General features: G+C 69.9%; 20 protein-coding genes. 7 read left to right on the top strand and 13 right to left on the bottom strand.

Annotation, left to right across the window (positions count from 1 at the left end):
- Nucleotides 1-252: 252 nt before the first annotated feature.
- From C1N81_RS02465 to C1N81_RS02480, 4 genes are all read right to left on the bottom strand, one after another.
- The gene (locus C1N81_RS02465) at nucleotides 253-807 is read right to left on the bottom strand and encodes a hypothetical protein (RefSeq protein ID WP_394426254.1); all 555 of its coding nucleotides are present in this window, start codon (nucleotides 805-807) and stop codon (nucleotides 253-255) included.
- A gap of 11 nt (nucleotides 808-818) precedes the next feature.
- The gene (locus tag C1N81_RS02470) at nucleotides 819-1037 is read right to left on the bottom strand and encodes a hypothetical protein (protein ID WP_327378955.1); all 219 of its coding nucleotides are present in this window, start codon (nucleotides 1035-1037) and stop codon (nucleotides 819-821) included.
- Between the two features lie 167 nt (nucleotides 1038-1204).
- Nucleotides 1205-2455, bottom strand: a complete 1251-nt coding sequence (locus C1N81_RS02475; RefSeq protein ID WP_394426257.1) for a hypothetical protein — start codon at nucleotides 2453-2455, stop codon at nucleotides 1205-1207.
- A 323-nt stretch (nucleotides 2456-2778) separates the two neighbouring features.
- A complete protein-coding gene (locus C1N81_RS02480) occupies nucleotides 2779-3501 on the bottom strand; it encodes a hypothetical protein (RefSeq protein WP_394426259.1) in 723 nt (240 codons plus the stop codon).
- A 555-nt stretch (nucleotides 3502-4056) separates the two neighbouring features.
- Between C1N81_RS02480 and C1N81_RS02485 the strand changes: the two genes are divergently transcribed.
- From C1N81_RS02485 to C1N81_RS02510, 6 genes are all read left to right on the top strand, one after another.
- Nucleotides 4057-5853, top strand: a complete 1797-nt coding sequence (locus C1N81_RS02485) for a hypothetical protein (RefSeq protein ID WP_394426261.1) — start codon at nucleotides 4057-4059, stop codon at nucleotides 5851-5853.
- A gap of 160 nt (nucleotides 5854-6013) precedes the next feature.
- Entirely contained in the window at nucleotides 6014-7489 is a 1476-nt protein-coding gene (locus C1N81_RS02490) for a hypothetical protein (protein ID WP_394426263.1), read from the top strand.
- Between the two features lie 98 nt (nucleotides 7490-7587).
- Nucleotides 7588-8253, top strand: a complete 666-nt coding sequence (locus C1N81_RS02495; RefSeq protein WP_394426264.1) for a YdcF family protein — start codon at nucleotides 7588-7590, stop codon at nucleotides 8251-8253.
- An 18-nt stretch (nucleotides 8254-8271) separates the two neighbouring features.
- Nucleotides 8272-8484, top strand: coding sequence for a WbqC family protein (locus C1N81_RS02500; RefSeq protein WP_394426267.1), 213 nt, complete (start codon nucleotides 8272-8274; stop codon nucleotides 8482-8484).
- Nucleotides 8485-8583: 99 nt separating this feature from the next.
- On the top strand, nucleotides 8584-8820 hold the full coding sequence (locus tag C1N81_RS02505) for a hypothetical protein (RefSeq protein ID WP_394426268.1): 237 nt from the start codon (nucleotides 8584-8586) through the stop codon (nucleotides 8818-8820).
- A 58-nt stretch (nucleotides 8821-8878) separates the two neighbouring features.
- The gene (locus C1N81_RS02510; RefSeq protein ID WP_394426270.1) at nucleotides 8879-10216 is read left to right on the top strand and encodes a hypothetical protein; all 1338 of its coding nucleotides are present in this window, start codon (nucleotides 8879-8881) and stop codon (nucleotides 10214-10216) included.
- Nucleotides 10217-10457: 241 nt separating this feature from the next.
- Here the strand turns inward: C1N81_RS02510 and C1N81_RS02515 are convergent, their stop codons facing one another.
- Nucleotides 10458-12041, bottom strand: coding sequence for a hypothetical protein (locus C1N81_RS02515; RefSeq protein WP_394426271.1), 1584 nt, complete (start codon nucleotides 12039-12041; stop codon nucleotides 10458-10460).
- Between the two features lie 320 nt (nucleotides 12042-12361).
- Between C1N81_RS02515 and C1N81_RS02520 the strand changes: the two genes are divergently transcribed.
- Nucleotides 12362-12844 carry an NUDIX domain-containing protein gene (locus tag C1N81_RS02520; RefSeq protein ID WP_394426274.1) on the top strand — a complete coding sequence of 161 codons (483 nt, stop codon included), beginning with the start codon at nucleotides 12362-12364 and terminating at the stop codon, nucleotides 12842-12844.
- A 40-nt stretch (nucleotides 12845-12884) separates the two neighbouring features.
- Here the strand turns inward: C1N81_RS02520 and C1N81_RS02525 are convergent, their stop codons facing one another.
- From C1N81_RS02525 to C1N81_RS02560, 8 genes are all read right to left on the bottom strand, one after another.
- Nucleotides 12885-13415 carry a P-loop NTPase family protein gene (locus tag C1N81_RS02525; RefSeq protein ID WP_394426852.1) on the bottom strand — a complete coding sequence of 177 codons (531 nt, stop codon included), beginning with the start codon at nucleotides 13413-13415 and terminating at the stop codon, nucleotides 12885-12887.
- Nucleotides 13416-13558: 143 nt separating this feature from the next.
- Complete coding sequence (locus C1N81_RS02530; RefSeq protein WP_394426276.1) at nucleotides 13559-14275, bottom strand: HAD family hydrolase; 717 nt, start codon at nucleotides 14273-14275, stop codon at nucleotides 13559-13561.
- 19 nt (nucleotides 14276-14294) lie between these two features.
- Nucleotides 14295-15053: a phosphotransferase gene (locus C1N81_RS02535; protein ID WP_394426278.1), complete on the bottom strand. Its 759-nt coding sequence runs from the start codon at nucleotides 15051-15053 to the stop codon at nucleotides 14295-14297.
- Nucleotides 15050-16270 carry a hypothetical protein gene (locus C1N81_RS02540; protein WP_394426281.1) on the bottom strand — a complete coding sequence of 407 codons (1221 nt, stop codon included), beginning with the start codon at nucleotides 16268-16270 and terminating at the stop codon, nucleotides 15050-15052. The genes C1N81_RS02535 and C1N81_RS02540 overlap by 4 nt, the downstream gene beginning before the upstream one ends.
- Entirely contained in the window at nucleotides 16257-17297 is a 1041-nt protein-coding gene (locus tag C1N81_RS02545) for a hypothetical protein (RefSeq protein WP_394426283.1), read from the bottom strand. The genes C1N81_RS02540 and C1N81_RS02545 overlap by 14 nt, the downstream gene beginning before the upstream one ends.
- A gap of 21 nt (nucleotides 17298-17318) precedes the next feature.
- A complete protein-coding gene (locus C1N81_RS02550; protein WP_394426284.1) occupies nucleotides 17319-17963 on the bottom strand; it encodes a class I SAM-dependent methyltransferase in 645 nt (214 codons plus the stop codon).
- Nucleotides 17960-19066 carry a GHMP family kinase ATP-binding protein gene (locus C1N81_RS02555; protein WP_394426286.1) on the bottom strand — a complete coding sequence of 369 codons (1107 nt, stop codon included), beginning with the start codon at nucleotides 19064-19066 and terminating at the stop codon, nucleotides 17960-17962. Before C1N81_RS02555 ends, C1N81_RS02550 begins: the two co-directional genes overlap by 4 nt.
- Nucleotides 19063-20082, bottom strand: coding sequence for a monodechloroaminopyrrolnitrin synthase PrnB family protein (locus C1N81_RS02560; protein ID WP_394426287.1), 1020 nt, complete (start codon nucleotides 20080-20082; stop codon nucleotides 19063-19065). Before C1N81_RS02560 ends, C1N81_RS02555 begins: the two co-directional genes overlap by 4 nt.
- Nucleotides 20083-20095 lie beyond the last annotated feature (13 nt).

Genomic DNA, 20095 nt, shown 5'->3' on the forward strand with positions numbered 1-20095 from the left:
GCCGGCGTGAGCGTGGGTACTTCGGGCGATGTCCTGCAATTCGCCGACGGTAAGCCTCGTACTGGTCGGGCGCAGGTCCGGGTGGCACGCACCGCCGGCGACCTGGCCAATGGTGTCGCTGCGGCCAGCCTGTTGGCGCAGTTGGAGGGTGAGCAAGGCGTCACCGCTCTCGGCGACTACTACGGGGTCGCGGACGAGCCGCCCGGCGTACCCGGCATCGGAGCGGACCGTGTGGGGCTACGAGCGGCGTGCTCAGGCGATCGGCAGCCCCAATGCCCTGAGTGTCCCCGGAGCGATGTCCGCGCCGTCGAGGGCGTCGACGAGGCGAAGTGCGTGTTCCGCGATCACCAGGTCCTGCGGCACGTCGGGAGCCGGTTCGCCGATGTCCCGTAGGAAGGCGGCGACGCCTTCCCAGGAGTAGAGCAGCGTTCCCTCGTCGGATTCGGGCTCGGGGAACCGGGGGTCCTGGGATAGGTCAGCCAGCGCGTGCTCGCTGTGCCCGCTGCGTTGAGCAGCTTCGTCGAGCGTCACGGTAGCTGGCAGGGTTACACCGACGGCCTGGAGCCCGTCGATGAGCCGGATGCGCTGTACTGCTTCGGCTACGGCGTCCAGGAGGGTCGGGGCCTCGATGTCGCAGCTCAGCTGGCGCAGCGCGTCTGGATCTGCGGGGTGAGGGTGAGCACCAGGGTCTTCGGGGGCGAGCGTGTACGAGATCGCCCCGTCCGCAAGGGCATCGCAGTGGTCGAATGCGTCGGCCTGCTCGCGGGTGAGCGGCTGCCTGAGCAGGAGGCCGAAATTCCACTCCACTTCGTCTCTCCCTAGTGCTGGTGGTCGCGGACGAAGCGGTCGATCTTCTTCGCTTCGTTGCCGGGGTTCTTGGGCGTGCCGGAGACGGGGAGGCGCGCTCCGCAGGAGCAGCAGACCACCCAGCCCCATCGGTGACCATTCTTGTCCGGCGTGACGGTGCAGCCTGCCCGCTTGGCGCGGTCGAGCGCATTCGCGACATCCGAATTCTGGTGCCGTCCCTTGGAAACCACTCGCTGACCGTACAGGTGTCTCTGATCACGACGGCGGGATCAGGTCACCCGTGCTTGACGCAGCATCAGCCAAAGACGGCGCCCGGGGCTGGCACGAGGCTTCGCCTGTTCAGCCAAGGCGAGTGTCCTGCGAATCGAGATTGTCCGGCGTTCCGGCGGCCGGAGCGTCAGTTGCGGAATCCGCGGTCAGGGTCGCGGGCATCGTCTGCCCGGAACGGCTCGAACCACTCGTCGGCTGCGAGGTTCACCATGCCCATGGCCTGGTGAACCTCGCTGTCCTTGTCCTCCATCCCATCGAGCCTGGCGTCGAAGAGCATCAGCACGTCGTGGTCCTCGAAGAGGTTGTCCGAGCAACCTTCCCAGTCGTAGTCGGCGTGGCTTCGGGGCAGATCGGCGACGAGGTCACGCACGGCGTTCGGCCGGTTCGTCGTGATCGACCGGGCGCGGTCGATCATCAGGTGGAGGGCCATCTCCTCGCCCGTGCATCGTGGCTCGAGGCCGTTTCGGTCCGCATCACGCAGGTCGCCGGTCAGGTCGTCGAAGGCTCTGGCCATCTGCCTGCGCCACTGGCCGTCCCGGCGCAGGGTGATGGTCGGGAGCTGGCCGAAGAGGCCTCCGGCGCCCGGTGACAAGGGCTCGTCGCCCAGCGCGGTCACTTCCTGCCAGGCCAGAGCGGACAGTTCCTCGCCCGCCAGACCCAGCACCGCAACCGTGCGGGCCGTCAGCACGCCTTCGTCTTCCTCTTCAGGCCATCCTTCTTCCTCGTCGTCGAGGTGCCAGTGCGGGTGCTGGACGCGGGTGGCAAAGCGTTCGCGGGCGTGGGCCGCGGCACGCTCGGGTGCCGCGAGGCAGGTATCGATGAGCTGCAGTTCGTCGCAGACGGCTTCGGCGGCGAGGTCGATGCCGGCCTGGGCGAGGAGTTTCGTGTCCGCGTCGGCGGCCGACGTCGCGCGTGGCAGGACGACGGCGTAGAAGTTGTCGGTCAGCCGGTCGATGACATCGGCGACGACGGTGGTGACGACCATCTGGTCGTTAAAGGGGGCGTGCACGTTCAGGGCGTCGATGACCAGGAAGTTGCCGGGCTGTTCGACGGCCTCTTCCAGTTCGGCGGAGAAGCCTCCGTCCGGGGTGAGGAGCCGACTGGCCATGATCGCGCAGAGCGTGCCGTGGTCGGCCATCCGCTCGGCCAGGTTGTCCGTGTTGTAGTACCGGCAGCGAGCTGCGCGCAGGCTTCCCACCTCGCGGTCGCCGTCCAGGATGCGGATGTGCCAATCCTGAAGGCCTCGATCGAGGTCGGCCAGGCCGTGGTGGTGACGGAGCTCGGTCCTCAGGTCGTGAGGTCGGGTGCTGTAGGGGCAGTCACCGTGGGGGTGGTCATCGTCTCTCCTGTCGGCCTGGCGTGGTGCGTGGCGCGTCACCCAGCGTAGTGGTCGCTGTATCGGGCGCGGGCGTCTCGACAACAGTGCGCTGCTGCAGTCCAGTTCGTCTTGGAGGGCCGACGTGGTGAGGCTGGTCGGTGCTGGCGCTTTTCGACGAGTTCTGGGGAGCGCGAGCGGGGACGGCGTCCCGGCGAGTGGGTCTCGGGGCGAAGGCCATCCGGCAAGGCGTTCCACCACGCGGGAGGCCGGGCGTCTTCAGGGACAGGGGTGGCGGGATGTGTTGCAGGCTCCGGGTCGAGGGACCTCCGCCCTCGTACGGCCTGGGCGGTCGACGATCTCGCCTGATCCCTCACTCCCGCCTGTCAGGCGGTCGGGCGCAGCAGGGCGATGACGGTGGCGTCGTCGCGGTAGCCGTCCGCGTCAGCTTGTGCGGCGGCGGTCAGGGCGTCGGCCAGGGCCTGGGGATCCGTCTCGTGCGCGCGGCACAGCCGCTCCATCTCCTCCGGGCCCACCTGGTCCGAGACGCCGTCGGTCACGAGCAGGACCAGGCGGACGTGTTCGGGGATCTGCGTCTCGCGGCACATGGCCGCGCCGGCTTGAGCGAGTCCGGTCCTGGACCAGTTGTCGTGGGCGGCGGCGAGGTCCACGGCCACGCCGTTGCGGCGTAGGTACTGGCCCATGGTCTGGTCGGTGCTCCACTGGGTGAGCGCGGCGCTGTCCCAGGCGTAGGCGCGGCAGTCGCCGATCCAGTGGATCGTGGTGGGCTGGCCCGGCTCCATGCGGGCGTAGACGGCGGAGGCATGGGGCGGGGTGTCGTAGGCGTGGGCCATCTGTCCGGCGGTGGTCAGTGCGGCCAGTCCGCCCATGGTCATGCCGATGTGGGTGATCACCGGCGGCACCGCCTGGGCGTAGCGGACGACTGCCACGTCGTGGCCTGCGCCGTCGACGACGGCGGCGCACACCCGCTGCCCGCGCCGCTGGAGGTCGTACCCGTCGGCGCACGGGGGCTCGGTACCCGGCCGCCGCGCCATCCCCACCGTGATCGCCTGCGTGCCCGCCGCTTGGCGGGTACTGGTCTCGGCCATCGTCACTCCTTCGTGTCGGTCGTCGGCCTTGTCGGCCCGCCCTGTACTCCGGCGGGAGAAGAACACGGTCAAGGAGTCCACAGGAATGGGGAGTTGTGGCTGCTGAGGCAGGAGAGACGACCGGGAGCGGCGCCCGGGAGAGGACGGTGGCGGCCGACTCGGGCAACCCAGCGGACATTCTCGTTATCCCGCGTGCAGGCGAACGGCGCTGCGCAGGGTGGGTGCCTGGTGCAGGGCGGAGGTGAGGGTGTTCTGCGCCCGGGTCGGCATCGCGGCCTTGGGGCAGGATGGGGTTGCCGAGCTGGCAAGCCGGCGAGGGATCGGTCGGGATAGTCGAGGCCATCCTGGGCCGCCTCGCCGGGCTTCGGTGATCTGGCTGGGTGGCCATGGCAAGCGCCCGAGGGTCTGCAGGGCCCTCCGTTCCGCCAGGACGGCATGAACCGTCGCCCTGCGCCGATAGGCTCGGTGTTGGTGTGTACCGGAAGGAGCAAGCGGTGTGCCGGCCCCTTTCGGAGAGTTCCTCGCGCAACTGCGCGGACGCAGAGGAGAGGTGCCGTGGAGAGCGTGGAGGAACTGGTGCGGGACATGGCGGACCTCGTCGCGGAGATGGCGGGCCAGTATGCCCGTGAGGACGGCGACCGCGGTCCCGCGCTGATGCCGCTCGGCGGCGTCGGGCGGCAGGAGGGAGAACGGGTCGTGGACCTGGACGCTCCGCTTCTGGGCCATGCCACCCGCGAGATCCGCGACCTGCTCAAGCGCGGCGATCCCTTCGGACTGCACATCCGCGATGTCCAGCGCGCCGTGCACCTCGACCGAGGCGGGTGCCTGGCGCTGTTGGCCGCGACCGTCGACGCCGGGTATTTGACCGCGCCCGAGGACCTCAACGAGGTCCAGCACTGCTACAACTGCAGGACCGACGACTGCGAGTACCACGACCACCGGACCTGGACGCTGACCCCCGCCGGGCGGACCCTGGCCCACGCCTCCGGCCGCAAGCCGTCCACCCGCAAGAACGCCGACGCGCTGGCCGCCAAGGTGGTCAAGGCCGCCCAGGCGCTCAACGCCGACCCTGACGCAACGCTGTGGTGGGTCAAGGAGATTCGTGCGGTGGGCCCGTACGCCGAGCCCAGCCAGGACCCGCTGCTGCACGTCGACCTCGCCGTGGACCTGCGGCCGCGCCTGGACGACCCGGCCGAGCAGCGCAAGGCCGAACAGCGTCTGCGCGATACCGCCCGCGACCGCGGGGAGCGTGAGCGGGTGTGGGACATGGTCGGATACGGCCACTGGCGTACCCGGCTCGCGCTCGCCGGGCGCAGCAAGGTCGTCCGGCTGTTCCGCCCAGAGCGGGAAGTTGAGGGCCGGCTGCTGTTTACTGAGGAACGGGACTTGACCGTGTCCGCGAAGGCGACCGTGCCCTATCAGCGGCCGGCGGCCGTACCGCTGAAGAGCTGCTCATGGTGCGGGCGGCACGTTCAGGCGGCGCGCGTCGCCCAGCGCGGTGCCCCGCTGGCCTCGTCCCCCATCGGTCTGTGCGAGCAGTGCCTGTCGCTGGGCTGGACCGATGATCTCCAATACCAGGGAACTGCTGAGGTGTGGCCGTGGCGGGCGGTCCGCGAGCTGCGCAGGACTCTGCCCGAGGAGGCGTTCCACTCATCCGGGTGCGCACTGTGCGGGCGCACCGATGCGGTGGAGCGGCCGTGGTGGCCGGGCGACGACCGCGACGGCTCCGGAAGTGACGGACACGAACCGATCGTCCTGCGGTTGTGTGACGTGTGCCCAGGGCTGCTGGAACTAGTCGACGCCTCCGGCCGTGAGGGCTGGTGGTGCGCCCGGCACCAGAACGCGTGCCTGGCCGGCATGCACGCCCTCCTGCGCCGCCGCGCCGGAGTCGAGGAGGTCCCCGGTGTCCAGAAGGCCCGCAAGGTGCCACGGCTGACCGCGCTGCACCGGGACGTGCTAGCCCGGGTGGCCGAGCACGGGGCGTTGTCGGCCGTCGACCTGTGCCGGGCCCCCTTCAGTCAGGACCACCAGGGTTCCCGTTGGTGGGAGGTGCGGCTGGGCCACCTGTTCGATCACCGTCTCATCGCCGCAGTCCGCGACGGGGGTGAGGAGGCCCGGGAGCTCGTGCGAGCGACCAGTGAGCTGGAGCGGGACCTGGCCGGGCGGCTCGGTGCGCTGTACATGCCGGGGCCGGTCTGGGACGGCGAGCGGGTGCTCGAGCCCGCGCCGCCCGCGGGCTGGGCCGAACTTCGCGCCCAGGCCGATCAGGAGGCGGCCCGGCTGGATCGGGACGCGCTGCGGCGGCGTACGGAGCATCCGGTGCCGGAGGCTCCCCGCGGCCGCTGGGGGTAGCTGACGCCACCCCGCATCGTCCCGGTACGTGTGGTGTTAGGCCAAGTTGGCCGAGTGCCGCTTCTCTGCGGCTCTATGCTCGATGCCCGGGCGTGCACGGCCGGTATGTGGCCGCCGCGCCGGATCTCAGCAGGTTCTGACCGACAGGAGTCTCCGGGCGATGTCCCAGCACGCATCCACGTCCCGGACCGGGTTGGCCGCCACGGCACTCGGAGTTGCCTCCACGGGGCGGGAGTTGGTCAGCGCGGTGTGCGCGTTCCGCAGCTATCCCGCGCCCGGCGACGGCCTCGCGGCACGGCTGGTGGCCGAGGCGTTCACGGCTCTGGATCAGGTGCCGCTGAAGGTCCGCCTCTACGTCCATGGCCTTCAGGACACGGCCGAGAAGTGGCCGGCGCTGCCGATCACGCTGCCGCCGACGCCGTGGCAGGCCGCCACCCTCGTCGACGACCTGGCCGCGCTGGTCACTGCCCTGCCTGCGGCCGAACTACGGGAGGCCGCCGAGGGCATGGCCCTCACCCGCGGCGAGGTCGCTCTGGCCTCCGACAAACCCGTCCTTGCCCGCATCTGGCGCAAGGAGGGGCCGCTGCCCGATGCCGCGACGCTGCCCCAGGCTCGCCGTGACCGGGAGGCCGAGCTGCTCGGGCTGTTCGCCCACGTGGATCCGCACGACTGGGACGCCGGGCAGACCGATGCCGTCCGCAAGGCCCTGCTGATCCGCCTCGCCGGCCTCGGCGACGGCCTGCTGCGCGTCTCCGCGCTCCCGCCGGCTCCTCTGGACTGGCAGGCAGACGGCGAACGGCTCACCGCACGCCTGCCCGTGTCCGGCGCGCCCCAGCCCCTGGAGGCCCAGGTCGTTGCGGAAACCGTCGATCGGCCCCCTCTCATCTCGTGGAACGATCCCGTGTGGGGGGCAACCGGGACGGCCGTCTCCCGCGAGTGCTGGCGGTGGCGCGTGGGCTGGCGTTCCGCCGATGGCACGTTCCACACCGACGCCGGAAGTACCGAGGCGAGCCGGGCCGCAGCGCAGTTCGGCGCGGAGCAGACCCTCGTCGAATACGCCGCGCGGGCACAGACCGTGCGGCAACGGGCGCGCTACCGGCTCCTGGTTCCGCGGCAACCCGACAAGCTGGTGATGAGCGACCCGGCCATCGTGGTGCTCGAGCTGCGGTCGCTGCTGGAAGCGGTATGCGCCGAGTACCGGTCCGAGACGAACTACCCCGAGTCCGCGACCGGGTGGCGCATCCTGCCGCACCAGGACGAGAACAAGGAATGCAGCCTCGTCGCGATCCTCCTCGACAACTGCTACGTTCCCTACCCCGAGCTCGGCGACCCAGCCAACGACGCCGAACCGGCCGATGCCACGTTCGAGGACTTCCTTCGCTCCCACGCCGTCATCCTCACACCACCCGCCCGCGCCTACCTGACCGGGCTCTCCCAGGTCGGGCCCGGCGAACGACCGCTACGCCAGCGACACGAGGCAGCAATGCGCGCGGTGTTCGCCGTCGGCGGTGAAGCAGCCGACCTGCTGGCCGCCGACATGGGCCCCTTGCCCGACGGCATGGCGTGGATCGACTTCCTGGATGTCGCGGCGCTGGAAGGCTTCCTCACGGCCACGGAGCATGATCCGCCCCAGTGACAGCCCGGGCCGGGCATGAACGGTATGCCGACCTCGCATCAAGGCCATGAGCGAAGGGCCGACCGGCCCCCGGCAACGTGACCAGGGAGAACACACGCGTGAGCGACAACCAGCAGGCCATCACCGAGGACCAGTGGCGCCAGGCCCAGATGATCTGGGACTACCACCAGATGCACCACGAGCTGCGGCCCGCCGACGCGGCGATCGGACTGGGCAGCCACGACCTCGGCATCGCCACGCACTCCGCCGAGCTGTACCGCGCCGGGCTCTTCCCGAGCCTGGTGTTCACCGGCAGCAACAGCCCCACCACCGCCAAGGTCTTCCCCCGGGGTGAGGCCGTCCGCTTCCGCGAGCATGCCATCGAGCTCGACGTCCCCGCCGAGGCGATCCTGCTCGAGCCGAACGCGGCGAACACCGGGCAGAACATCACCCTCGCCCGCGAGGTCCTCGCCGCTGCCGGCATCCACCCCACGACGGTGCTGCTGATCTCCAAGCCCTACATGGAACGGCGGTCGTTCGCGACCGCCCGCAAGCTGTGGCCTGACGTCGACGTCCTCTGTGCGTCGGAGCCACTGGAGTTCGACGACTACCTAAAGTCCATCGGCGACGAGAAGCTCGTGCTGGACATGCTCGTCGGCGACCTCCAGCGGGTCATCGAGTATCCGAAGCTCGGCTTCGCCATCGCCCAGGAGGTCCCGGAGGACGTGCATGACGCGTACGTGTCCCTCATTTGCGACGGCTTCACCAGCCGCCTCATCCCCTGACCGGCCGGCCGACGGGCTGTGTGCGATCCACCAGCCGATGTCTTTCCCCGGCTGAGCACGCTGGCCAAGCTGTTCGCGGCGGACTACTGGATCGTCCTGGACGTCCAGTTCACCCGCCGCGACTACCAGCACCGGGCCCGTCTCGTCGACCTCGACGACCCGGCCCGCCAGCGGTGGCTGACCATCCCCACCCGCCTGCCCAGCGGGCCAGCTGGCGCGGACAGATCCTGACCCAGCAGCGATCTGCCCGCCCGGCCGGGCCGCTCCCAGCGGCTCGCCGACCTGGCCGCCGCGACCGGTGCCCGCACGTACCTGTGCGGGACCGGCGGCATGACCTACCTCGACCCCGCTCCGTTCGATGCACAGGACATCGCCGTCGCGCCGTTCCAGCGGCCAGCGACCGGGATCTCCACCGGCCGCCGGGTCACCGCACTGTGGGCGGTGGCGGCGCTCGGTCCGCCGGCCGTAGCCGCCCGCTTCCACACACTCGCCGCAGCACCCGGGCCCTGCTGGAGACCGTCGCCCGACCGCGGCCGCCGCTTCCTCAAGCAAGTGATGTACCCCTGAATGACTTGATCCGGCCGTTCTCATGATCTGCGGTCCGGGGTGCCGATAGCGTGAGCCGGTGGACGACGACCTCCTGCAGCAGATAGAGAAGGCCCGGTTCCCCTCGCCGTGGGCCGGAAGCATCGCATGGGCGCAGGCCCTGATCCACTGGCATTTCATGCTCTTCCCCAATACCTGGGGCGAGACGGAGGAAAACCTCGGCGCCGACTTGGAGGAGCTGACGTCGGCTGTGACCGCCGTGCTGGCGGCTGCGCTGCATGCGACGGCGATCGAACAGGGCCTGGATGCCCCGGATGGTGCCCGGCTGCTCCAGGTTCCGCTCCAGCCGGTGGTCGAACTCGTCGCCTCCCCGGACCGGGACATCCTGCAACGGGCCGTTCCCGAGGGGGACATCATCTGGCCCCAGGCCCGGGAACTCCTGGAACTTCTCCTCACTCCCGAGGACCCGGACGGGCTGGCCGTGCAGGATGGGGTGACGGGGCTGACGAGCCGCGTGATCCGGGCTCACGCCGAGCAGGGCGAGACGGTCGGTGACCGGCTGCGCACCACCCCCGATCTGCACCGGGCGATCGAGCGCCTCGCTTCCCTCCCGTATCCGGTGGACGAGAGCGAAGCAGCGGCCGCGGCGCAATCGGCGCGCGGGCTGTCGCCCGAAGCGCACCGCCGGGTTACCGAGTCGCTCAAGGCCCACCACCGGATCCAGCAGATCATCGGGGAGGCGCATCCGGCCCTTGGCCGTGAACTGCTGCTGATGCGCGCCGCGTTGCAAGACCGGACGGTCCTCGCGTTCGCCGACTACGCCTCCCCCGAGCAGCAGGAGAACGCCCGCATCACAGCGACGGCCTTGCGGGAGCAGGATGCGAATTCCGGCCTGTGGCGTGGAGAACTCCCGCCCACGGACAGCCGGTGGGACGACCTCCCGCAGCGGTACGTCCGCCAGGAGTACACCGCCTACCTGTCCGGCATCGAGGCCGGGCGGCAGACCCCGGCGCTCGCCGGGCACGTGACATCCGTCCACCTGATCGAGGTCTCCGCGTACCACGCTCTGCCGGTACAGCTCAGGAACCAGCCGTGCGGGCAGGGCCGGCACTCGCACGACTACCGCGTGCGGATCGAGGTCCTCACCCCGGTGGACCTCCTCACCGAGGACGCCTCGGCGCGGCTGCGCACGGCGGCCGCCGCCCTGGAACACGCGGAAGGACCGCTGCGCAGCGAGGATTTGGACCAGCTCGACGGAGGCGTTGAGACCGGAACGGACGAACGGTGGCTGGCCGGATGGGTGCACCAGTGGGTGGGCGCTCAGCTCCCCCCGGGCCTGGCGGACCACCTCCTGGTCGAAGTCGAGGCCACCGACCTGGAATCGATCCCGGCCGTGCACCTCGGCAAGGCACGGTAGGACATCGCCTGCCGGGGCAGGTCCGCGCATTCTTAAGTCCGGCGTGTGAGGGAGCACAGGTGCTCAAGATCAGCCAATTCGGGCCCACCGTGCAGGGCGAAGGCAGTGCCGCGGGCCGGCACTGCCTGGTGGCCGCACTCGCCTCTACGGGCCTCCGGCCGCGCCCAGTCCAGCCCTCTTCGCACCAGTGGTTGAGTCGCGCAGATTATGGCATCACGGACCGGGCCGGCTGGCCAGGAGATCAGACGAGCCTGATGCGGTTCGGGCCGCTCTCTTCCATCTGCAACAGGTCGATCCGGCCGTCGGGCAGTGCAGTGAAGCCCCGGTGTGGTTGATCGAGGCGATGGATGGCCCCTTGCGTGGCGGGGCAGGCAACCGCAACGACGTCACGCTCGGCGGTGACGAGCACGAGCCTGCCGAACGGGTCATACGCAGCACGCGCGTTATCGCGTTCCTCCTCCCACAGCGCGCTGACCAGGAGCTCGGCGAGCTCCTGGTCGTTGTCCTTGGGCCCGTACCAGGCCAGGGTCTGCACATAGTCACCCAGCTGAGGATGCTCGTCATCAGTCAGCCGCAGCGGCCAGCCGCCATGCTTCAGGGCCGTGGCCCGCACGACGATCGGCAGCGTTGCGTCGTTCTCCGCGCACGCGGCCACCAACGACTCCCGTACCTGCTCGTCGAGGTCGGCGCGATGACACAAGGCGGCCGCGGCACGGTGCAGCCGAAGCCAGTGCGCGATGTCGTTGCCGCCGAAGTCAGCGGCGAAAGCGGCGAGTTCATCCCGCTGCTCCCGGCTGAGCTCGGGGCAGCGCCGGTCTACCGTGGTTCGCTGCTCCTTCCCGTAGGAATGGTGGTACCGCGTATTGGCCATGAGCGCGGCGTTCGCAGTGGTGGTCGCCGCGTCGACGGCCGTGGCCGCGTCGCGCAGCTCACCGGCTGCCTGCAGCTGCACGGCCCACTCGCGCAGCACCTTCGTACGCTCGACATGGGCAACCAGTTCGTCAGGGTCCCAATCGAGGGCGACGGGCCGTTCACCGCCCACGTACCGCTCGACGACCTCGTGTGTGTGGGTGCCGACCGGGTACAACTCAATGTCCTCGCCCACCAAGTGCGCGAGCTGAGTGAGCCGTGCCCGGATCACGCTCGCGCCGCCCGGGGCGAAAAGCCGCGTTTCCGGTCGACGCCAGCGCCCCAGCAGCCCGGACTGGGGCTCCGGCATGGCGAACGTCAGATACACCAGCGACTGCGGGTCCTCTTGCTTGGCCTGGTACGGCTCGGCGCGTACACCCAGGCCGAAGTAGAAGCACCGGCGCGCATCCTCAGGCGTGAGCAGTCCGGCCGCCACGATCTCTTCGGCGATGTGCTGCCCATGGGACGCCACCGTGGGGTACAAGGTGCGTACGTCCATCGCTGAGATCAGACACACGATGCGTTCCGCCCCGTCCACCGGACCGCGCCAGATCCGCACATGCACCGAATACTGGTCCTCCGCCCATGGGACGAAGACCTCCATCACCTGATCCGCCACCCGCGCCAGCGGCGCATCGAGCGAGGGCAGATCGATCCACATCGGCACCGGCAGCCGCCGCCGCGGACCATCGGCAAGCGCCTCGCCCCGCTGCGCGGCGAACAGCCGCACTTCCGCTGGCACCCAGAGCGCCGCCTTCGCGGAACCCGCATGAAAGCGAGGGCGCGGCGGCTCACCGCCGCGCAGTCGCCGCCCGATCTCCGTCGCTGAGACGTCAAGCACCTTGGCAACCTGGTTCGCGTTCCAGAGTTCCTCGGTCTCATCCAGCGCCGATGCCGTCAGCTCACGGTTTGCCATTCACCCCTCCAGGAAAGGTGGTTAGTGACATCACACACTACCGAAGTCGCGTTATGTACGTAACCATCTTGAGGAGACGGGTTGCGCTCGTGACGCATAGGGATCACAGGGGGGCTGCCGGCAAGCGGGCCACCCTCAAGGCCGCCAGATGCCGCAAGGTCTTCGTGAGCAAGAAGTCCGGTTCGCCGACGGCGACCCGGCTGGCGGGGCCAGGTGATGGTGGTCACTGCGGCTCCTGCAGCCCGCGCCCCACACTGGATTCGGATGATCCTCACCGATCCCGAATCGCCGTCAGCGCGTACGACTAGGAGCGCCGTTCCGTGGCCAAGCCGCCCACCCGGTCCATCCCCAGCTCCGTTAAGGCCGTCGTTCTCCACGACTCCCACGTGCTGCTTCTGCAGACCTCTTTCAAGGGCGAGGACTGCTACGTCCTTCCCGGCGGTGCGCAGCGCCACGGCGAGGATACGAGCCGCGCCCTCAGCCGCCACGTCTACTTTCAGACCGGCCTGGGCATCTTCGCCAGGCGATTCCTGTGGCTGCGCGAGTACATAGGCCCGGAGGAGGCTGGGCCCGTCATCGAGTCGGGTACCCACAGCATCGAAATGATCTTTAGGTGCTCGGTTGACGCACCCCCCGTCGGCCTCCTTGACGACCCCATCGATTACGCGGCGGGGATCCCGGAGTGGGTGGAACTGCAGCGTGTCCCGGAGATCAACCTGCTGCCGCGGTCGCTGCGGAACCCCATTGCTACGCTCGCTTCCGCTGAGCCTGCGACCGGCTACCTCGGAGACGTCGTCCGTTGACCGATGGCCGCGATGCGGGCCTGACACCTTCCTACGCCACCTACTCCGGAGCCGTAAGGTCTGCCAGTCCGGTATCACGCATGATGCGGTCGATGGTCTCGGCCAGAGTGCTGTCGGCGCCAATGACCGTCTCCATAGCGCGGGGCAGCAGGTCATGTTCCCGGTACCAGGAACGTAGCTGCGCCTCGCTGATGTGGGCGAGACCGGGCTTGGTGGCGTGGCGGGCCAGGGTTTCCGCGAAAGGCATGTCCAGGTAGTAGCCGTGGCTCACGCCACGGTGGTCGGCGCGTAGTTGGGCCAGTATGTCGCTGTAGTGTTCGGCGTAGAGGACGCCCTCAATCACCGCGTGATAGCCCGCGGTGAGGGCGTAGCGGGCGACGACGTCGATCAGGCCGATGTTCGCCGCCCCGGGCCGGTCGTTCTCGCACAGAACCACACAGCGGAGGTTGTCCTGGCTGACCAAGGCCAGTCCGTGCCCGAACCTCTCACGCATGCCGGCCGCGACGCTCGATTTTCCCGAGCCGCTATTGCCTCGCACGATCACCAGCCGTGTCTCTTCGGTGCCCACCATCACCCGCGTCACGCTACGCGAGCAGCGATGTCTGCGGATGCCGGCGACGCCACTACAGGCACGGATCCTTCCGTATGCGAAGCGGCCCGTGCCGGTTCTGCGGGTTCGAGTGCCGCCGGTGCACTCCTTCGGGCTCGGCTGGATCATGTTCGGAAACAACGAACGTCCACGACGTCCATACCTGCGGTCTTGGCTGCCTGTACGCCTTCGGCCGAGTCTTCGTAGACCAGGCAGCGGCCGGGTGCGACGGCGAGGCGGGCCGCGGTGAGGAGGAACAACCCGGGGTCCGGTTTGCCCCGAGGGGCGTCTTCACCGGTGATGACGTCGGTGAACAGAGGGCGTAGGCCGGTGGCGTCGAGGCCGGCGTGGACGGCCCGGCGTGCACCGCCCGATGCGATGGCCAGGGGCAGGCGGCCGTGCAGAGTCTCGGCAAGCTGGACCACCGGCCGATAGGTCTGCAGTTCGGCGATCTCGTCGAGGATCAGGTCGAGACACCGGGCGACAACCTCGTCGATCGGCACGTGGGTCCCTGTGGCGGCGGCCAGTTCGCTGATCAGCTCTGCACCGGAGGTCCCGATCCTGGACGTGTAGAACGACTCGTCCATGGTGAGACCCCAGCTGGCGCAGGCGCGGGAGAGGCTGCGGAAGTTGAGGGGATGGCTATTGACGAGCGTTCCGTCCCAGTCGAAGAGCACCGCGTCGTAGCGGTCCGGGTCCGGAGGATTCCCGTGGTCGCAGGTGCCGGGTGCCTGGCAGCTGGAGTCGGGTGGTGAAGCGACGCCGAGCGGGTCCCGTTCGTGTGGTGAGGTGGACGAGTGCTGGTCGGCCGGGGGGCCGATGTGGGGATGACGTGCCTGCATGGGGGCCTCGCTGTCGTCGTCAGGTGGCTTTCGTGATCAGGTCTCGCGCGTGGCGCTGGGCAGCCACGGGGTCGGGCGGGGTGGCGGTGACCGCTGACATGAGACGTCCCAGCAGGTGGACGGAGCGGTAGGCGGCCAAGGTCTCCTCCGAGTGCGGGATGCCGTGGTCGGCAAGGAGTCGGCTCAGCTGGACCAGGTGGACGGCGAAGACATGAGCGGCCCGGGCGTAGTCGAGGCTCGGATGCCCGTAGATCGCCAGCTCCCAGTCGAGGCCCGCGGTACCGGCTGGCCCGAACAGGAAGTTCCCGGGTTCCGGATCGTTGTGCAGGAGGCGAGGCGCGTCCGGCTCGGGCGGGAGTGCACTCGCAAGTGCCTCGGCTGTGGCGGCGGCTTCGTGGAATCCGTGGCGGCCGAGCGCGGCCTGATAGGAGACGAGCCGCGCGCGGAGGTAGTCTCCCCAGCTTGCGGCCACCGGGTCGCAGAGACGACCGAAGCCGGGACCAGTGATCTGGTGGACATGATGCAGGTAGGGGATGACCCGCCGCAGCGCCTCCTCGCCACTGCCTGGCGCCGTGCCATGCAGACGTCGCAGGATCAGCAGTCGGCGGCCCCGGACGGAACCGCCAGCGAGTACGGACGGGGCTCGTATGCCGGCCTCGGAAAGCCTGTGCAGAGCTGCCCTTTCGGTGTGCGCGCGCCAGGGTTCGCGGTAGACCTTGGCCACGGCGCCGGGCAGGCGGAGAAGCCGGTTGCTCGGGGGAATCACTGTGGCGCTCATCGGCGTGAAGCGGGGCTGCTGAAGGCCGCGCGCACGGTCTCGGTGACGGCGGCGTACGGGGTACGGGTGCCAAAGCGCAGGCTGACAGCCGGCCGGCCGGCGAGGGCGCCGATGACGCGGGCTCCGTTGCGCGCAAGGTCGTCGGGGCTGCTCGTCCGGATGCCGAGCCAGTCCCTGACGTAGATGTTGTCGCCCGGCGACATGCACTGAGCGCCCAGCAGCTCCCGGGCCGACTCGGGGCGCATGGCCTGCAGATGTAGCTCCTGGGAGCCCTGGATGACCTCCGGGAAGACGACGAGATCCACGGTTGCGGTCGTGGCCAATGAAGTGCCGGTGCGCTCATGCCATTCGGAGGGGAGGATGTGCAGTTTGTTGGAGCCGCGGAAGTTCTGCCAGTCGGAGTTCATCGTGGACTGGGGGCGCGTGAGGTCCCACTGCTCGGCGCTCGCGTATCCGAGTGCTTGCAGGGTGCCGCCGTTGAGCCGGATCGGGCCGGGCATGGCGACAGCCTGCGGAGCCACGCCTGAGCAAGCGGCAATCATGGTGCGGTCGTTGGAAAGGAAGGCGCCCTTCGCGGTCGCGGCCAGCGCGAGTGCGAGCGTGGACTTGCCGGCGCCGGAGTCGCCGACGACCAGGATGCCGCGGCCGTCCATAGTGGCGGCCGAGGCGTGAAGGCACACCCAGCCGTCGTCCTCGGCCCGCCGGTAGCCGATCTCCCGCAGATGCCGGGCGGCGTTCATCGTGGCGTCGGTGTCGTCGCAGGTGATAACGGTGAAGCTGCCGGGGTGGCGGACGATGAGCTGCGGCGCGATCCCGGCATCGGGATCGGTCAGGAGTACCGGGCCGCCGGGCATCTGGTGCCATGTTGCCGGGGCACCGACGTGCATCAGTGCAGGGCGTGGTGCTCCAGTGCCCCGTGAACGGACATGCTCGGCAAGGGCCGAGACGTGAGCACGGGGTAGGGCGAGACAGCGCATCGTCGCGGTGACGCCGGTGGCTGCGGCGTTGGGGCGTACGACGTTCCACAGGTTGCTGGGCGGCGTGAACAGGCGCTGTACGTAGGTCGTTGCGGTGCTGGTAGATGCGAGTACCTCGATCGTGAGACCGCTGAGCTGGACGGTGATCTTCTCGGTGCACCACGCGTCGAGGGAGACCGCATTGGCGTTGCCGTCGAGGAAGGCGTCGAGCATGGGTATGACCTGATCAGCGGCGGGCATCGGCATCTCCGGCTGCGAGGAAGTGTTCGATCTTGCTCTGGCCGTTGCGGGCGTGCGGGATGTGGTGAGCCGTCAGGACGGCGGCGACGGTGTCGGCGGTCTGGGCCACGGACTGCCGTATCTGGGAGGCGGTCGCGGTGACGGGGGCGGCGGTGAAGCAGGCCGCGTACTCGATCTCGACCTGCTGCAGGGTGTCGGGGTGCGGAGCGAGGGTGGTGGTGTCGACGGTGACGGTGGACCAGTGGCCGTCCGTGTCGGCGGGCGAGGGCAGGTCCCAGGTGGCGCGCTGGAGCAGGCCGGCATGAATGAGGCGTGGGTGGCCGAGGACTTCCGCGACCTGGGCCAGGGCCTCGTCACGGGTGGCGGCGGGGCGGATGGTTTTGTGGAGCTGGCCGTCCTTGAGGACTTTGGCCTTGGCCCACCAGGTTCCGTCGGAACGGGGTGTGAGGGCGGCGTATTCGCGCCGTCCGGTACCGGGCGGCAGATAGATGTCCGAGCGCAGGATGCGCCGGTGGATGGTGGGGGCGCTGACCGGCACACCGGTAGCGGGCAGGTGATCGCGCAGCAGACGGGCGACCGCGGTGGGATTGGCCAGGGCGGTGAGGGTGATCTTCTCCTCGGCCTCCGGACCCTGTCCGGAGCGCTGCCCGGGGCGGGGCAGCGGGAAGTTCACCGCAGCACGCTCATCTGCGATGAGGCAGGCCCACGCCGTGAGATCTCCGGACGCGTCGGCGGACACGGTGGTGCGGTGGAAGGCTGCCAGGACGACGGCGTCTGGACGCCATTCCACGGTGACGAAGAAGACGGCCTCACCGGTGGATTCGTCGGCATGGCAGGCCCATAAGGGGACGCGGACCACCCCGGGGGCGGCCTCCTTCGGCCGGCCGCCGCCTGGCCCGTGCCACCGCTGACGGCGCAGGGTCGGCCCGTCAAGGACGAGAGCGGGGCCGGACACGGGGACGCTGAGATGGGCGAAGGCGACGCCGGGGTCGGTCGGCGCATCGGTGGTGGCCGCGACGAGAAGCACGAGTGAGTCCCTTCGGATGAACTACGGCCGGGTGAGGATCGCGCGCCATACCGAGCGCTGCCCCGGGTCCCCCGCGCGGAGGTACTGCACGGCTTCCCCGCTCGGGACGAGTCCTGCGGCATGGATGAAGCAGAGCAGGTCCTCGGGGGAAAGGAGCGTCATGTACTGGCCGTTCGGCAACGCGTACCGGTCGTCACCGAGGGGAGTGAGGCACGGGTCGAGGTGATGGGCGGTGAAGAGGTTCAGCGACAGCGTTCCGCCGGGGAGAAGGACCCGATGCAGCTCGCGCAGCGCCGTGGCGAGAGCGTCACGGTGGTGGAGGTTGTGCAGGACGCCGTGGCACACGACGAGGGACGCCCGCCGGTCGCCCAGAGGGAGGCGGGTGACGTCGGCTTCGACGAAGGCGGTCCGGGGTCCGGCGTGGCGGCGGGCCTGGTGCAGCATGCCGGGGTGCAGGTCGATCGCGAGGACCCGGTAGCCCGCAGCGGCCAGGGCGGGCACGTTCCGGCCGGCACCGCAGCCCGCATCGAGCGCGAGGGCGGCGTCGGGCACCGGGGCGGTGAGCAGATTGGCGAGGTAGGGCGGCGTGGGCAGTTCGGCGAAAGCGGCAACCGTGACTCGGTCGTTCCAGTAGGTGCCGGTGGGTGCCGGTCCAGTCTCGGTCACTGTTCCTCCTGGCCGTGGAGGGTGTAGCCGCTGTTCCACGGCCGGCAGCGCACGGTCCGCAATCCCGCGTCGGCGAACGCCTGCTCGCACCGCTCGGGCGTGCGGGTAAGGGCAGCGAAGGTGGGACCGACGGAGGACAGGGTGAGGACCTCGGCGAGGCGCTCGGTGAAGATGTGCTCGACCTTCTCGCCGGTGGCCAGCAACTCGGGATGCGAGAAAGCGCAGTTGGCGAGGCTCCCCATCCGGAAGCGATAGTCGAACAGCAGGCTGCCGAGCGGACCGAGCTCCCCGTCGAGCAGGGCGGGCCAGGCATCGTGCAGCAGCCGGTAGGCGATCTCAGGGCCGTACGTGCGGCCGGTGGCGGTGAAGGCGTCGAAGTGGCGGGCCTCGGCGGCGAGGCTGTCGCGGGCGTCCCAGATCACCGGATTGTGGGGCATGCCGAGCACGATGCGCATGTCCTCGGGCAGGGCGGCCTGCAGCAGCGGCACGTGCGCGCCGGCGATCACCTGGACCGCGCCCGGTATGAGCCCGGCCGTCGCGGATCCGCCCAGACACTGGACCGGCAGAAGGTGAGCGTCGTCGTGGTCGATCTCCTCACCGTGATTGAGCGCCAGGAACTTGACGAGCCGGCGGGCGGGGACGGGATGTCCGTAGAGCTCGTTTACGGCCGCGGCCACGGCGGCGATCTGCCCGCTGCTCGAGCCGAGTCCGAGGTGCGCGGGCAGGTCCGGGGCGCTCACCCGTACCCGCAGCCGCTCTCGGGTGCCGAGTGCCGTGCGCATCAGCAGCGCGGCGTGCCGGGCAAGGACCGGGTGGTCGCAGTCGGGGGCGGTCTGGACGGCGGGTCCGTCGCCGACGATCTCGACCTCGACGCGGCGCATGAGGTCGCAGGCGAAGAGGAGTTCGCCCGCGAGGTAGGCACCCCGGCTGGGAACGATCTTGCTGGAGTCCAGGGCCATGGCGTTGATGCGGCTCGGGTAGTCCAGGCATACGTGATCCGCAACCGGCTGTGGCGGGTGGTCGGGCCTGGGGTCGAGCGCGAGCGGGGAGCGTGGGGCGCCGAGGGGGAAGGGCGGAAAGTCGCTGTCGATGGAGGCGCTCATACGGGACTCCCGGGGCTGAGAAGGGCGCGGGCACTTTCGGTGACGTCGAGCAGGCGGTCGAGGGCGCTGGTGGTGTAGCCGCCGCTGCCGAGGGCCCCGTCATCCCGGACAGCCATGTTGTCCCGTGCGAGTTGGCGGTGGGGCAGTCGGAAGCGCAGCAGGTCATCGATGAGCAGGGCGACGGCCCGCCGCAAGTGCGGGTGGCGGCGGGCGAGGCGGGCAAGACCCGGAGTCCGGCGGGCTGCGTCGACCATGGCACGGTGGTGCGGCGGCAGGTAGAAGACATTGTCGGTGAGGTACTGCTCGTACCAGGCAGCCAGGTTGCCGGTGGCGGCCTGGCTGAGGATCATCACGTCGAGGACGAGCAGGGGCATCTGGGCGCCGCCCGGCGCGTAGTAGGTGGTCCCGTCGATGTCCAGGGGCGGGTAGTACGGGCGCAGGAGACCGGTGAAGTACTCCGGTGTCAGCGTGCGTTTGACCGTCAGCAGATGTGCGGCGAAGGCTCGCAGCCGCTCGTGGACGGTCGCGGCGAGAGCGTCGGCCGCTTCCTGGTTGGCCGCCTCGGGCATGCCCGCGCAGTGCCGGATCGCGTCGTCGAGGGCGTGGCTGGCATCGGTGACCTCGTCGATGAAGACGTGCTCGCCCGGGGTGTCGGTGAAGGAGCGCCTTCGGGGACCACGGGGGTTGCGGGTCGCGTAGGAGTACACGGTCTCCCGGGGGACCTCGTCGGCTGTGGCGCCCAGGTGGAGCATGGCCGCTTCGACGGCGGGCGGCGGGATCTGGCGGCCGGTGTGGCGGGCGAGGGAGGCGGTGATCATGCCCAGGTCCCGTAACGCCGCCCGGGCGGGGGCGACGTCACGGATCGAGGCGGCGTGCCGGGAGAGGATCTCGGCTCGGGTGTGCAGCCACCTGGTGTCGGCCGCGATGTTGGCCTGGGGCAAGGCCCTCATCACCGCGTCGGCGCCGAGCGGGTCGAGTGTGGCCGTGATCGAGTCGAGGTCGTGGGTGAGCGTCATAAGTCCTCTCCCT

The organism is Streptomyces sp. SGAir0957, assembly GCF_043523415.1.